This is a genomic window from Sorangiineae bacterium MSr11954, from assembly GCA_037157815.1.
Lineage (GTDB): Bacteria > Myxococcota_A > Polyangia > Polyangiales > Polyangiaceae > Pendulispora > Pendulispora albinea.
Map to the genome: position 1 here is coordinate 4,133,602 of CP089984.1, position 14,215 is coordinate 4,147,816.

Genomic DNA, 14,215 nt, shown 5'->3' on the forward strand with positions numbered 1-14,215 from the left:
TGGTCCTAACGGCGTTCGCGGCGTTTGAGCGCGAGCTTTTCGGCGGCGGAGAGCTCGCGCGCGGGCGGTGCGGCCGGATCGGCCGGTGATGCAGGCGGCGCGGGCGCTGCGGCAGGCGGCGGCGCTTGGGGGCTTCGGAGGCCGGGGCCCGCCGTGGGCGGTGCCGGGTGCGGCGTGCGAGAGAGCGGGGTGGCGCGCTGCTTGGTGGCGAGGAGGGCGGTGTTGAGGCGCTCGATCTCCTGCGCGCGTTGGATGGCGGCCGCGCGGGTTTCGGCGCGCTTTTCGCGGGCCTCTTTGGAGCGGGCGGAGAGGCCGCGAAGGCGCGCGGCGGCGTGGGTGACGAAGTCGGGGACGCCGAGGCGGCGCGCGCCGACGCCGAGCACCATGGCCAGCGCGGCGAGCAAGGCGAGGGGAGCGCCCAGCGGGGTGTACGCAAAGCGGCGGGCGCCGCGATCGTCGTAGATGCCGGCGAGGGTGTCGCGCACTTTCCCGCCGGTCATGGTGGCGATGCGCGTGAGCAGCGCGCGATCGGTGCCCGTGGGGCGGAGCTCTTCGCCGGCGGTGAGGGCGGCGCCGGTGGTTCCGACGGCCTCGCCGCCCAGCTCGTCCTTGGCGGTGGCCACATAGGTTCCCGGACGCGAGAGGGGTACAGACGCGGCATAGCGCCCGGCGCCCACCGCCTCGAGCGCCAGATCGCGCGCAAAGCCATCGGGACCCGCCACATGAACGGTCAAGCGCCGGAAGGTCTGCGCGCGCCCATCGTCGCCGATCACGTCGGCGCGGATGTGAAGCTCGCCGCCGGAGGTGTCGCTCTCGAGCCGGACCCGCGGATCGTCGGACTTGCGCGCGGTGTCGCGCGCCAGCTGGCCGAACATCTTCAGCGCGCCGGGGAACTGGAGCCACTCGCGCCCCCAACGATCCTTGAAGTCGCTGGTGAACGCGGCGACCCGGCCGATGCCCACCGCCCAGGTGGCGAGCAGCGGATCGCCCTCCTCGGCGGTGAGGGCCACGGTGGCCCGCGGCTTCTTGACGGTGATGACATAGCCGCCGAGCGGCGGTGCATGGCTGAAATCGATGCCGCGCGTGGCCGGAATGGGCGCGCCGATGCCCGCGTGGAAGGGCGTCTCTTTGATGGCGCCCTTGCTGGCCAGGATCGTCTCTTGCGAGAAGACCGCGGGCAATTTGCTGGCGTCGTCGATCAGATAGAAACGGCCGCCGCCGATCTTGGAGAGCACCTCGAGCTCCGCGGTGTCGTTGCCGCGTCCGAGCGAGATGACGCTGGTGGTGATGCCATGGTCCATGGCCGTCTTCGTCAGCGCGCGGCAGCCCGCGAGGCGCTCGGCGTCGTCGCCGTCGGCGAAGAGGAGCAGGTGCTTCAGGTTCACCTGCTCCGACTGGAGCGCCTCGTAGCCGGCCTTGAGCGCGATGTCCGTGTAGATGCCTCCGCCGCCGACGCTCACGGCCTGGATCTTCTTGGCGATGCCCTCGACGTCGGTCACCGGGCTCACGGGGATGGTCCACGCGATCCGGTCGTCGACGTGCTCGACCCCCAAGCGATCGCCGGGGCCGAGGAGGGACGCGGAGCGCGCGGCGGCCTCGTTGGCCAGCGCGAGCTTCGTCTTGCCGCCCACCGTCATGCCCATCGATCCGGAGTAGTCGATGGCGATCACCTCCGCGAGGGACGCGCGCCGCTTCTCTTCTTTCAAGTCGAACGAGACGGGCGACACGTCCTCGATGGCCGTTCGCGCATACCCGCCGGGGCCCATGGAACGATCGCCGCCCATCAGCAGCAGCCCGCCGCCCAGATCCTTGGCGTAGCTGGCCAGGGCGTCGATCTGCGAGGGGGCGAGATCGCTGGCGCGCACGTCGCTGAGCACGACCAGATCGAAGCCCGCGAGCTCGCCCACGTCGGCCGGCACGCCGCTGGTCGTGCGCTGCACGACGCGAAAGCCGGTCGCCGAGAGGGCCTGCGCCAGCGGAGCGCCTTTGCCGCTGTCGCCCTCGAGCACCAGGGCCAGCGAGGGCCCGCGCACCCGCACGAAGGTGCTGCCGGAGTTGTCCTCGGGTGCGCCGTCGGCGTTGGGATCGACGGCGGAGATTTCGACGTCGTAGCGGTGAAGTCCGGGGCCGGCGGCCGTCTCGCGAAGACGGAGCACGTCTTCGCCAGCGCCGATGTGGGCCCGGCCGGTGTGAATGGGCTCGCCGTCGCGCTTGACCCGAATCTCCACGTCGGTGGCGGCGGGGCTGGAGGTGACCACGCGCAGATCGAGGGGCTCGCCCTCGTCGGCTCGCACCGGCGCGCGCACGCTCACCACCCGCACATCGGGGATGCTCCGTTGATCGAGGGGCACGACGTCGATGGGCACACGGGCGGCGACCGCCAGCGCCGCTGCTGCCAGCGCATCGCCGCGGGTCTGCACGCCGTCGGTCATGAGCGCGATGCGCCCTTGCGTATCGGCGGGGAGCTCCGCGAGCGATCGTCGGATGGCCCCCGCGAGGTCCGTGCCGTCGCGGCCCACGTTGGCCCTTTGCGGTGGCGGTAGGTCGCTCTTGGGGCGCGGCGGATCCTCCGTCTGCGCATCGGCGCCGAAGGCGACCACGCCGATGCGGTCGTCGTCGTGCATGCCGCGCTCGGCCAGGGACGTCTCCGCCGCCATCCGTTTGTCCGCGCCGGAGACCAGGTCGATCGAGCGCGAGCGATCGAGCGCCAGGATGAGGGTGGTGCGATCGAGGGGGCGGCCGAGCTCCGGCTCCGCCACCGCAAAGAGGGCGCCGAGGATCGACGCGGCGACCAGCCATGTGACGAGGCTGCGCCGGGCGCTGCTCATGCGCATGGGGAGGCGCGCGATCCGCCATGCGACGAAGGCGCCCGCGGCGAGGAGGAGCCAGAGCGCCGCGGGCGCGCCGAAGCGAACATAGGTCTCGCGCAGGATGCCCCCGTGGGTGAGGGCGACATAGAGGAGCGGCGCGGCGCTCAGGGCGAGGAGGGCGTAGCTGCCTGCGCGGAGCTGTCCTTGGCGGCCGCGGGTGAGCCACCACAGATCGAACGCGAGCACCAGCGCCGCAAACGTAAGGAGCCACGTGTTCCACTCGCGGTGCCCGGGGGTCGAGCGCACGGTCGTGGCGCCTGCGCCGCTCGAGGTGTCGACCAGGACCTTGCGCGCGAGCACGTCGCTCTCGGCCTCGCTCGTCAAGTTGGCTGCGACGGTGGCCGCGCCCACCCGAGGAGACGACCACCTTACGTGGTAGATCCCCGCGCGATCCACGCCGGGGACGACGACGAAGCCGCCGCTCGCGGAGAGCTCGTGATCGGCCATGCCCGGCCCTTCCACGCGCACCGTGGTGATGCCGTTCGGCACGGCGATGCGCAAGGGATCGCCGGTGCGAACGGGGCCGGCGGCGCCTTGGATCCGGTGCAGCCGCGACTGCTCGACCAAGTTGCGCACGAAGAGGACGAAGGAGGCTTGCAGCGGCCAATCGCTGTCGCCCACGTCGAAGCCGACCAGGGTCACCGCGCGCCCGGGGATCGAGGCGTCGGCCATCAAGGTCGCGGTCCCCGCGCGGACCAGCGAACCCTCCGCGCCGATGGCCCGCAGCGGCGTGGCGCGCGACACATGAACGCCGTCCAAGGTGAGGAAGCGCAGCCGCGCGTCGCCCGCCTCCCACGAGGTGAGCTGCGGGTTCGCCACCGGTGCGAGGACGTCGGTCTCGCGGCAGCGGCCCGCGGGCGGCGCGATCACCACCAGATCGCGCCCGGGCGGGTTCTCGGGGCACCCGCCCTCGACGATCACCAGCGCCTCGGGGTCGACATTGACCGTGTCCAGCTGCGCGAGGGTCAGCCGCTGCAGATCGATGCTGGGATCCGCCTCCAGCGCCCGCGCGACCCACGAGTACGGGGCGGCCGACGCCAGGGTCACCGGCATCTTGTAGCCCGAGGGGACGCGCCCGTAGGCGACGTCGTCGAGCGGCAGGCGATCGCTCGCCTCGCGCCCCTCCGGATCGGAGAGCTGCACGATGAGGCCCTTGCCGCGATCGGACGCCCCCAACGATGACGCGGGCTCGAACGTGAGCACCACCGGCGTCTTCTCCTTGGCCGGCAAGAGCACGCGCCGCGACGCGATGGGCTCGGCGCGGTCCTCGATGCGAAGGGTCACGAAGGTGTCGCGCGCGCGGTCCGCGTAGTTGCGGATCATCACGAAGACCTGCGCCTGCTCCCGGCGTTGACCGTCGCGCGCCGCGTGCGACCCGTCCCCGAGCCGGCCATCGGGCGACGCGCCCCCGGGCCGAGCATCGGGCGACGCGCCCCCGGGCCGAGCATCGGGCGCCGCGCCCCCGCGCGAGGTCGTATCGATCCCGGAGCGCACATCGATGCGAACGATGGCGGCGTTGTCGCTGGCGCCGGACCCTTGCGCAGCCTCGTCGACCGCGACGAGCTGCACGTCCACATCGGCCGCCGCGAGCGGCGCGCTCTTGGCGAGCGCTCCGTCGGTCACGATCACCATGCGCTTGCGGCCGCCCATGCTGCGCAGCCGATCGGCGGCCAGCGCCACGGCCGGCGCCAGCTCGCCCTCGAGCTCCCGCACCTCGAGCGAGGCCACGGCCTCCTCCAGACGCCGCCGATCGCGCTCCGGCGGCGAGACGATCTTCGCCTCGCGCGCCGCCTCGATCACGATGGCGTCGGCCCCCGGCTCCATGTTGGCGATGACGTCGCGCACCGCCTTTTGCGCCGCCGCCATGCGCGTCGTCGGCGCGCCGCCCGCGTCCATCCGGGCGCCCATGGAGGCGCTGGTGTCGACCACGATGGCCACGTGATCGCCCGCGATCTTTCCGCCGCGCGCCGCGGGCCGCGCCAGCGCCACCGCGAGTGCCACGAGCGCCAGGATTTGCAGGAGCAGCGGCAGCTCGGCCACGAGCTTGCGAAACGGCTGCTTGGCCATGAGATCGCGCTGCGCGGCCGCCCAGAGCCAGGTGGAGGCGATCCGCACCCGCTGGCGCCGCACCTTCAAGACGTAAAACAATATCAGCGGCCCGAGCGCCGTGAGGAGCCACAGGCCCGGGGCGTTGAGGAGCTCGAGCCCGCCCATCAGTCGACCCCGCGGGCGACGAACCTTCGCACGGCCTGGATCGCGGGCTCCACGTTGCTGGTGCGCACGTAGACCCCACGGCACCGCTTGGCGATGGCCCGCACCGTCGCAAAGAGGCCCCGAAGCCGCGCGAGGTACGCGTCGATGGCCCGCGGGTCGACCGTGACCTCCACCCGCTCCGACGTCTCCGCGTCCTCGAAGGCGAGATCCCCCTCGAAGCTGGGCTCGAGCTCTTCCTGTGCCAGCACCTGGACCAACGCCACGTCGTGGCCCGCGGAGGCCGCGCGCGTGAGCGCCACGTCGAAGGGGCCCGGATCGAGGAAGTCGCTGAGCACCACCATCAGACCGGGCCGCGGGGAGCGCGCCACCGCGCTGTCGATCGCGCGCGCCAGATCGGTCCCGCCGTGCGGCGCGAGGGCGTCCAGATCGCGCAGGAGCGCCGGGAGGCTAGCCCGGCCGCGGGTGGGCTCGGTCATGCGGAAGTCGCCGGCGCTCGACGCGACCACCTGCGCGCGCTCCGACTGCGCCAGCGCCATGTACCCGACGCTGGCGGCCAGTCGTTTGGCGGCCAGCATCTTGGTGGGGCTGCCGTAGTCGAGCGATTGGCTCGTGTCCATCACCAGCCGCACGACGATGTCTTCCTCCGCGCGAAAGAGCTTGAACACCGGCTCCCCGGTGCGCGCAAAGGCGAGCCAGTCGATGCGCCGCAGATCGTCGCCCGGTGCGTAGGGCCGGTGCTCGAGGAACTCCGCGCTGCCGCCCCGGCGCCGGCCGAGGTGATCGCCGCCGCCCCCCGAGCGCGCCCGGACTTGGAGCTTGCGCCGCAGCGCCTCGAGCTCCCGCGCAAAGGCCGGATCGACCAGATCGGAGCGGCTCACGAAGCGGCTTCCCCCACGGCGAGCGCCGGGTCCCCCGCGGTGAGCGCCGCGTCTTCGGCCGCGAGCGCCGCGTCGGCTTGCGCGAGCGCCGCCTCGTGCACGGAGACGATCGAGCGGCACCTTCGCGCGGCCAGGCCGAGCAGCAAGATCCCGATCGCCGCCCACGCGGCCGCGCACCCCAGGCCGGCCAGCATCGGTGGGATCCCCGTGGCCGGTGGGTTGTCGACCGCCTGGAGCATCACCACCACGTAAAAGGGGCTGGGCGCGCCGGCGAGGAGCCAATCCTGTCCGCGCGAATCGGAGAGCGCGCCGCCGATGGTGGCGACCACCCAAGGACCGGCGGCGACGAGGAAGAGAACACCGCACGCGACCAGCCGCGCCGTCCACGCGCTCTCGCTGCGCGCGCGAAGCCAGGCGATCACGCCGGTCACGAAGACGGCGTAGAGCATCGCGTCGGCGGCGAACAAGGTGAGCTGCTCCACCGCGTTGTTCACCTCTTTGGGCGCCGCCGAGCCGGGGTTGCGCAGGATCCACAGCGCGTCGACCCCGGCGATGAAGGCCATGCCGAAGAGCCCGAGCAAAACCGCCAGCACCTGGGTCTTCAAGAGCCCCGGCCCGAAGAAGCGCCGCACGAAGCCCGCGCCCTCGCGCTGCCAGTGCACCCGCACGCGCCGCGATGGACCCGGCGGCTCGGCCCCGAAGAGCAGCGCGCAAAAGCCGAAGTGCAGACCGAAGAGCGAGAGCCCCCAGATGGCCCAAATGAGGCGCGTGTGCAGCTCGGTGGCGGCGATGCTGGGGATGGCGGCGGCCACCGCGAGCAGGGGGGTGCAGAAGACGAACCAGCGCTTGATGCCGCTCGAGCGATCGTCGGCAGGGCCCGCGAGGTTGCTGATGGTCGTCTCGTACAGGTACCAAGCTGGCACCAGCACGAGCAGCAGCGGCACGGCCACCAGCAGCACGACGTAGTCGAGCCCCAGCGGCACGCGCGCGTAGGCGAGGGGAAGCCAGATGGGGTGCGCCACCGGCACGTCGTTCCACAGCTCGTGCACGGCGAAGGAGCAACCAAATCCGAACCCCGCATAGGCGGCCGGGCCGATGAGGATGGCCAAAATGAGCGTGACCACCAGCGCGCCGCGCAGGCTCGACATGAGCGAGCTCACCGCCAAGCCGAACGCCACGCACAGAGCCGCCAAGAGAAAGAGGAAGAAAAAGGCGATGATGACCTCGGTCGCCGTGATCCCGCCAAACAGAAACGACAGCGCGCCCACCGGCGCCAGGATGACGATGTAGAGCGCGATGGTCGTATAAGCCGCCAGGAACTTGCCGCGCGTGATCTCTTTGGGGGTCAGGCCGGTCAAGAGCACCGCCTCCCACGTTCGCCCTTCGCGCTCCGAGGCGATGCTGTTGGCCGCGACGGCTGGCCCGACCACCACCACCACCAGGTAGGCGAGCGAAAAGAAGACCTGAAAGAGCGCGCTGCCGAGGTTGGCCGGGCTGGTGTCCCGCGCGGTGGCGATGCCGCCGATGGAGCACATGAGCAAGGAGATGCTCACGGTGAGCGTGAACAGGACCCAAGGCGTTCGTCCCAGCCTCGCGGACTGGCGCATCTCCCGCATCCAAATCGCGTTGGGCTCGGCGAGGAGCCGCGCAAACAGCGCGGGTACACGCCTCGCCTCCGAGCTCGCAGGGACCTGGTCGATGGAGCTCATTGCACTTCGCCTTTGGTGACTTCGAGGAAGATGCGTTCCAGCTCGTTGCGCTCCGGCTCGACCCCCGCGACGGGCACGTTTGCCATCACCAGCGCACGAACGATGTACGCGACCGTTTGCTCGTTGCCCGTGTAGGTGACCAACACGGTTTGACCCGGCCCCGGTCCCACCCGGAGCACATGGGGCATGCCCGCGAGTGCGGCCGCCGCCGCCTCACCCGGCGCGAGCACGCGGAGCTTCACGGTGTGGGTCGGCAGCTGGGGCGCGGGGGCTGGGGCGATGGCCGGCGCGGGCGCGGCGGTGGCGCCGGCTGGCGCGCCGGCGAACGGCGCGGCGACGGCGGCCTGCGGCGGGGCCGCGTGCTGCAGGCGGCGGGCGATCTCGGAGATGGGGCCCGACACGACCAGGCGGCCGCGCTCCAGGATGGCCACCGAGGTGCAAACGTCGGCGAGCTCGGTGAGGATGTGGCTCGAGAGGAAGATGGTCTTTCCCAGGCCGCGCAGCTCGACCAACAGATCGCGGATCTCGATGCGGGCGCGCGGATCGAGATCGCTCGCGGGCTCGTCCAAGATGAGGACCTTGGGATCGTGCAGGAGGGTTCGCGCGAGCTGAAGGCGTTGCTTCATGCCCTTCGACATGGTGGCGACCAACTTGTCGCGGAGCTTGGTGAGATCGGTGAGCTCCATGACCGCGTCGACCACCGCGTAGCTGGTACCGGCGGTGGGGACCCGGTACGCGTCGGCGAAGAACTCCAGGTACTCGCGCACGGTGACCCGATCGTAGACCCCGGCGTGATCGGGCATGTAGCCGATGATGCGGCGAACGGCCACGGGATCGATGGTGACGTCGTAGCCGTCGATCTCCACCCGGCCGGCCAGAGGCTCGAGCAAGGTGGACATCACGCGGATGGTGGTGGTCTTACCCGCGCCGTTGGGGCCGATGAAGCCGAAAATCTCGCCGTGCGCCACGTCGAAGCTCACATCGCGCAGCACGTCGAACCGACCGAAGCGGTGCCAGAGATGCCGCACGCGAATGGCCGGCGTGGGCTTGGCCTCGACCATCGGTGCGGCGGGGTGCGTGCCCATCACGGGGTCCACGCTCATAGCGCACCCCCGCGTCCGATGACCCGGAGCAGAAGGCGATCGCTCTCCACCGGCAGGTGCCCATCGCGCTTGGTGCCTTCACCGCCGGCCACCTCGGCCATCACCACCGGGACGCTGTCGGGCCACCAATCGACGGACGAGCCGAGCGCACCATCCAGGGGCCCCCATGCGCTGCGGATGGCGTCGGCTTGCTTTCGTCCGGCGCCGCGGGTGAGGGTGGCGAGCACCGTGTCGATCGAGAGCTCGTGGACGGGGAGCATCGAGCTGCTGCCGCCGCTACCTCCGCCCGGGAGCGCGTGCGCGGCGACCAGCAACGGCAGATCGGCCGCGTGGACCTTGCCGCCGTCGGCCAGATCCTCGAGGTGGTGGATCCCGTCCCCCGGCACGGAGATGAGCACGTTCTTCAGATCGCGCCCGGTGTGGTTCGCGACATCGAGGCTTCCATCGCCCGCGTTCACGATGCTCAGCCCTCCTTTGAAGTCGTAGAGGCCGTCCTCGAGCACCACGATGGTCTGCCAGGGGAGCGCGTTGATGTCCTCGAGCGAGACGCCGTTGCGATCGACCGAGAGGGCGCTCTTGTCCTGCGAGGACATGGAGTCGGCGCTGGCGACCGACAAGAGGCTGCTCGCCTCCGTGGACGCGATGGACAAGGCGCGGCTCTCGCTGGTGAAAAATCCGCGGTAGCGCCGGATGGCACCGCGCGGCACCCCGGCGCCCGCTTCCACCAGCGACAGATGGCGCGCGCGCCCGCTCCAGCCTTTGACGGCGAACCCCACGAGCACGATGATCAAGAAGGTGGCCAAGCTGAAGACGGGGGCCCACAGCAACGGCGCCAGAGGCTTCCCCTTGCGCGATGCGCGCAGAAACGTGAGCGGGCCCGCCACGATCGAATAGAGCACGAGCAGGATCGCCGCGACCCCGAGGGCCGGGCGGAAGTTCTCGTTGGGGTCGAGCGCGCGGCGCACGCCGTCGAAGTTCATATCCGTCTGCTCGCCCCCGCCGTGGGCGATGACGTTGATCGCGCGGCGGTCCCACGCGTGCTCCATCAGATCGACCATGCGCCCTTGCACCCAGGGATCGTCGAGCATCGGGGGCTCGGAGGGATCGAAGGGCAGCAGGTGCACCTCGCCGCTTCCATAGGCGGCGCTGGCGCCAAACGCGCTGGGCACCAGGTTGCCGCCCGCGTACCCCTGGAGCTTGCCGCGCACCGTGGGGGAGGGACCCGAGGGGGCCTTCTTGCCGGCGGGCGGATCCGTCGTGCGAAGGGGGAGAAAGGGGTTCGAGGGGTTCGCGCTCGTCCAAGGGGACGACCCGGGGGCCGGCGCGCCGGGGTCGAAGCGGAGGGGGGTCGGGGGATCGTCCGGCTCGGTGTCGAGCGGCTCGGGGGGAAAGAGGCCGCCCTCGGTGGGACGCACCCGCCCGGGGAGCGACATCAAGGTGGGCGGGGGAGGTGCGGAGGTGGCCGCGCCGCCGAGGAGCTTGGTGACCACGGGGCTGCGCAGATCGTCGACGCGGGTGGGGACGAGGGCCAAGGTGCCGCCTGCGATGACCCAGCTCACCAAGGCATCGGCGGACTGCGTCTCCAGGCGCGCGAGCAGATCGGTGGGCATGAGCACGACCACGGCGCTCGAATAGCCGGCGGCGCGATCGGGCAGAATGGGGTCGCCGGTGGTGCGATCGAAGGAGGGGACGCCGACGCTCAACCCGGCGGGGGCGATGCGGTAAGCCACCCGGCCGTGGCTCCACTTGACGGTGACCGGCCAGTTGCGGAGGACCGGCGCGAGCCGTGAGGGCTGGTGGACGTCGACCAAGAGCGGCGCCGCATACGGGATGGAGCCCAGGCTGGTCGACGCGATGGTCTTGCCCGACGGATCGCTGACCCGCACCGAGATGCTCGGCGCCTCCGCGCGCAAGCCGTGCGTCGGCAGCTTGACCACGACGCTGCGGCCACCCGCCACGTGAAAGGGCGCCCGCGTGATGAAATCTTCGTGCGACGACCAGGCCAGCTGCCGGCTCGTGAGCTCGATGCTCCCCTTGGACGCCGTCGTGCCCATGTTCTCGAGGTTGACGGCGATTTCGGTCCATCCATTGCCGATGGCCGATTCATTTCCGAAGACGGGGGTCGCCCGCACGATGAGCGACGGCGGCGTCTGCGGATCTTTCTGCGCCCCCGCGGGCGCGCCGGCATCCGCCTCGCTGGCCGGATCGGCGTACGCCGGCATGGCCGGGAAGCTCGCCACCGCTGCCGCCGCCACCGCCAGGAGCAGCGGCACCAGCGCATTTCGTCGTGTCATGCAGTCCTCGCGCGCTCGGCGTCCACTTTGGCGGGGCGGGCTTCCACCGACGCGAGCAGCGCATCGATCACCGAGTCGGTCGACACGCCGTCGGCCTCGCCCTCGAAGGAGCGGATGATCCGATGGCGAAGCGCCGGCTTGGCCACCCGGGCGACGTCCGCGAACGACACGTTCGCGCGCCCTTCGCAGAGGGCCACCGCCTTGGCCGCGAGCACCAGCGACTGCGCGCCGCGCACCCCCGCGCCATAGCGCAAGCTGCGCTTGACGAGATCGGGCGCTTGCGCGTCGGTCGGATCGCTGGCGCGCACCAGCCGGGCCGCGTAGCGCGCGACCGGCTCGGCGACCACCACGTCGCGGCACATGAGCCGCAGCGCGAGGATGCCGGCTTGGTCGAGCACCCGCGGCGGCGCGCCCATCTCGCGGCCCGTGGTGCGCCCGAGGACGTCGACCAGCTCGTCCTCCGTGGGGTTGGGCACCAGGACCTTGAGCAAGAAGCGATCGAGCTGGGCCTCGGGCAGGGGATACGTGCCCTCCATCTCGATGGGGTTCTCCGTGGCCAAGACGAAGAAGGGCTCCTCGAGCACATGGCGGGTGCCCGCGATGGTGACCGCGTGCTCGGCCATGGCCTCGAGCAGGGCCGACTGCGTCTTGGGGGTGGCGCGGTTGATCTCGTCGGCGAGCACGATCTGCCCGAAGATGGGGCCTTTTTGCACCGCGAACATGGTCCCTGCGGCGCGCTGGGAGGGATCCAGGATCAGCACGTTGGTGCCGATCACGTCGCTGGGCATCAAGTCGGGGGTGAACTGAATGCGCGAGAAGCGAAGATCGAGACACTGCGAGAGCGTGCGCACCAGCAAGGTCTTGCCGAGCCCCGGCGCCCCTTCGAGCAAGACGTGGCCTCCCGCGACCAAACCCCACATGACTTGATCGACCACCGCACCTTGGCCGACGACGACGTGCCCGATCGCCTCTCTCAGCTTGCCGACGGCGTCCGCTGCCCGCCGGAGTCCTGCCTCGAACTGTTCCGACATCGATTCCTCTGAATATGCGTCAAGATGCTTGAGAACGTGTGCTGCGTTACGGTTGAAAGTACTGCCGTACGTGCTCCCGGTACTCCTCGGGGACGTCGCTTCGCTCGACGCCTTCGATCTCGCTGGGCCCGACCACCCGAAGATCGCCGCTTCCGCGCACGTTGGCGGTGCCCCCGGCCTTGCCCGGGACGAAGGTGTTGACGGTGCCCGGCATCGCTTGCCCCTTCGACAAGGCGCCGCGCGCCCGCGATTTCATCGTGTGCGCGTCGATCGGCCCCGTCGCGCCCCGGTGATCGCCGGTCCCCGTGTCGGCGGTGCCCCCGCGCCCGGACTGATTGCCGCCGCTCTGCCCCGGCAGGGGGATGCCGCCTTGGGCCCCGTTCGAACCTTGTCCGCCCTGTCCTTGCGAACCTTGTCCGTTCTGCCCTTGCGAGCCCTGTCCGTTCTGTCCCTGTTGGCCGCCCTGACCGTTTTGACCCTGCTGCCCGCCCTGTCCTTGCTGACCCTGACCGTCCTGTCCCTGTCCTTGCGGACCGTTTTGGGCCTGCGGACCATTCTGTCCCTGCTGCCCCTGACCGTTCTGCCCCTGCTGCCCGTTCTGTCCTTGCTGTCCCGGGCCTTTTTGACCCTGTCCTTGCTGCCCGTTCTGTCCGTTCTGCCCCTGCTGACCCTGACCGCTCGGGTTCGGATCCTTGCCGAGCTCGCGCTCGGTGCCTTCGGCGCCGCGCTCGGCGTCGTCGAGGGCGCCTTGGCGCTTGGATTCGCTGCCCTCGGTGTCCTCGTTGGCGAGCTCCTTGAGCTTTCGTTCGAGCTCTTTTTGCCCCTCGGGGGAGGCGAGATCGCGGGCCATCTCCTTGAGACGATCGGCGTCGGCCGCGGATGTGCCGGATTGTTTGGCCATGTCGCGGAGCTTGTCGGCGAGGCGTTTGCGTTCTTCGGGGGTGAGCTTCTCGAGCGATTTGCCCAGGGCGTCGGCCAGCTGCCGCGCGGCCTTGTCGGAGCCTTGGCGATCGAGCGCCTCGCTCTGGGTCTGCACGTCGTCGTCGCCGGTGCCCGAGCCCTTCATGGCGTCGGCGAGCTCGCGCAAGCTATCGGCCCGCGCGCCGCGGCGTTCGAGGAGCTTTTTCTCCTCCTCGAGCGCCTTGGCCACGCCCTCGGCGCCGTTCTTCCGGGCGCCGTCGGCCGCCTCGTCGAGCTTCTTCTTCGCCAGCTCGCGGTCCTGCTTTTCGCGCTCATTGGCCAGCTTCTCCATTTCACGGTCGAGCGTCTGCAGATCGTGATCGCCCAGCGCCTTGGCTGCTCGTTTGGTGGCGCCGCTCTCGTCGAGCTTCGACACGGCGCTCTCGAGGCCCGCGCGCTGCTCGCCGTCGCCCAGCGAGAGGCGCTCCTGGGTGAGCTGCTCCCGCAGCCGCGCGATCTTGTCCTGCGCCTCGCGCTTTTCAATCCCGCGACGCAGCTCGTCTTTGAGCGCCTCCGCCTCTTTGGCGATCTTGTCCAGCCGCTCGCGTTGCGCCTCGTCGCGCGCGGAGAGCTGCGCGAGCTTGGCCACCTGCTCCAGGCCTTCCACCTGGGTGGTCTGCACCTTGGTCGTCCCGGGTGCGGCGGCGGCGGCAGGTGGGACCGGAAGCGGTTGGCGCAGAATGAACACCAGCGCCCCGATGCCGAGCGGCGCGAGCGCATGCACGGGCCTCCAGAGCCGCGGGCCAATGTGGCGACCGGGCTCCCGCTCCCGCAAGACTTGGGCGGCGGTGGTGATCACCACGGCGCGCGCGGGATCGTCGGGGCTGAACTCCACGGCGGTGGCGATGGCTTCTTCGGTCTCCAGCCGGGCATCGAGAAAGAGCGCCACGTCGGTGTCGCTCCAGCGCTTGCGCCGGGCCACCAGCCACCCGGCGCCAAGGCCCACCAGACCAAGCGCCGGAGCCCAAAGGCGCAGGTCGGGCCAGCGCATTCTCCAGCCCGCCACCGCGGGGATCACGGCCAGCGCAAGGCCCAGGGCGGCGCCCGCGAGCATCCACCGAAGCGCGAGCCTCGTCCGCACCCGGCGCGCCCAGCGCTCGAACAGCGGGTGAAAACCGGGATCCGTCATGGGTTCGTCCTCGTTGCACTTTCCTTG

7 protein-coding genes are annotated in these 14,215 nt (G+C 70.9%); all 7 read right to left on the reverse strand.

Translation table 11 applies throughout. The features are described 5' to 3' along the window. Positions 1-5: 5 nt before the first annotated feature. Genes LZC94_16300 through LZC94_16330 form a run of 7 tightly spaced genes read right to left on the reverse strand, consistent with a single transcriptional unit; the run spans position 6 to position 14,188 of the window. Positions 6-5,084, reverse strand: coding sequence for a VWA domain-containing protein (locus tag LZC94_16300; GenBank protein ID WXB18785.1), 5,079 nt, complete (start codon positions 5,082-5,084; stop codon positions 6-8). After that, entirely contained in the window at positions 5,084-5,962 is an 879-nt protein-coding gene (locus LZC94_16305) for a DUF58 domain-containing protein (protein WXB18786.1), read from the reverse strand. The genes LZC94_16300 and LZC94_16305 overlap by 1 nt, the downstream gene beginning before the upstream one ends. Further along, complete coding sequence (locus tag LZC94_16310; GenBank protein WXB18787.1) at positions 5,959-7,671, reverse strand: ABC transporter permease subunit; 1,713 nt, start codon at positions 7,669-7,671, stop codon at positions 5,959-5,961. The genes LZC94_16305 and LZC94_16310 overlap by 4 nt, the downstream gene beginning before the upstream one ends. After that, positions 7,668-8,774 (reverse strand): ABC transporter ATP-binding protein, encoded by a 1,107-nt coding sequence (locus tag LZC94_16315; GenBank protein ID WXB18788.1) that lies wholly within the window; start codon positions 8,772-8,774, stop codon positions 7,668-7,670. Before LZC94_16315 ends, LZC94_16310 begins: the two co-directional genes overlap by 4 nt. Further along, positions 8,771-11,068, reverse strand: coding sequence for a hypothetical protein (locus LZC94_16320; GenBank protein ID WXB18789.1), 2,298 nt, complete (start codon positions 11,066-11,068; stop codon positions 8,771-8,773). The genes LZC94_16315 and LZC94_16320 overlap by 4 nt, the downstream gene beginning before the upstream one ends. Beyond that, positions 11,065-12,099 (reverse strand): AAA family ATPase, encoded by a 1,035-nt coding sequence (locus LZC94_16325; GenBank protein WXB18790.1) that lies wholly within the window; start codon positions 12,097-12,099, stop codon positions 11,065-11,067. The genes LZC94_16320 and LZC94_16325 overlap by 4 nt, the downstream gene beginning before the upstream one ends. Positions 12,100-12,145: 46 nt before the next feature. Next, entirely contained in the window at positions 12,146-14,188 is a 2,043-nt protein-coding gene (locus LZC94_16330) for a hypothetical protein (protein WXB18791.1), read from the reverse strand. Positions 14,189-14,215 lie beyond the last annotated feature (27 nt).

Coding starts and splice junctions, on each gene's coding strand:
- LZC94_16325 (WXB18790.1), bottom strand. CDS start 12,099: ATGTCGGAACAGTTCGAGGCAGGACTCCGGCGGGCAGCGGACGCCGTC.
- LZC94_16310 (WXB18787.1), bottom strand. CDS start 7,671: ATGAGCTCCATCGACCAGGTCCCTGCGAGCTCGGAGGCGAGGCGTGTA.
- LZC94_16300 (WXB18785.1), bottom strand. CDS start 5,084: ATGGGCGGGCTCGAGCTCCTCAACGCCCCGGGCCTGTGGCTCCTCACG.
- LZC94_16315 (WXB18788.1), bottom strand. CDS start 8,774: ATGAGCGTGGACCCCGTGATGGGCACGCACCCCGCCGCACCGATGGTC.
- LZC94_16320 (WXB18789.1), bottom strand. CDS start 11,068: ATGACACGACGAAATGCGCTGGTGCCGCTGCTCCTGGCGGTGGCGGCG.
- LZC94_16330 (WXB18791.1), bottom strand. CDS start 14,188: ATGACGGATCCCGGTTTTCACCCGCTGTTCGAGCGCTGGGCGCGCCGG.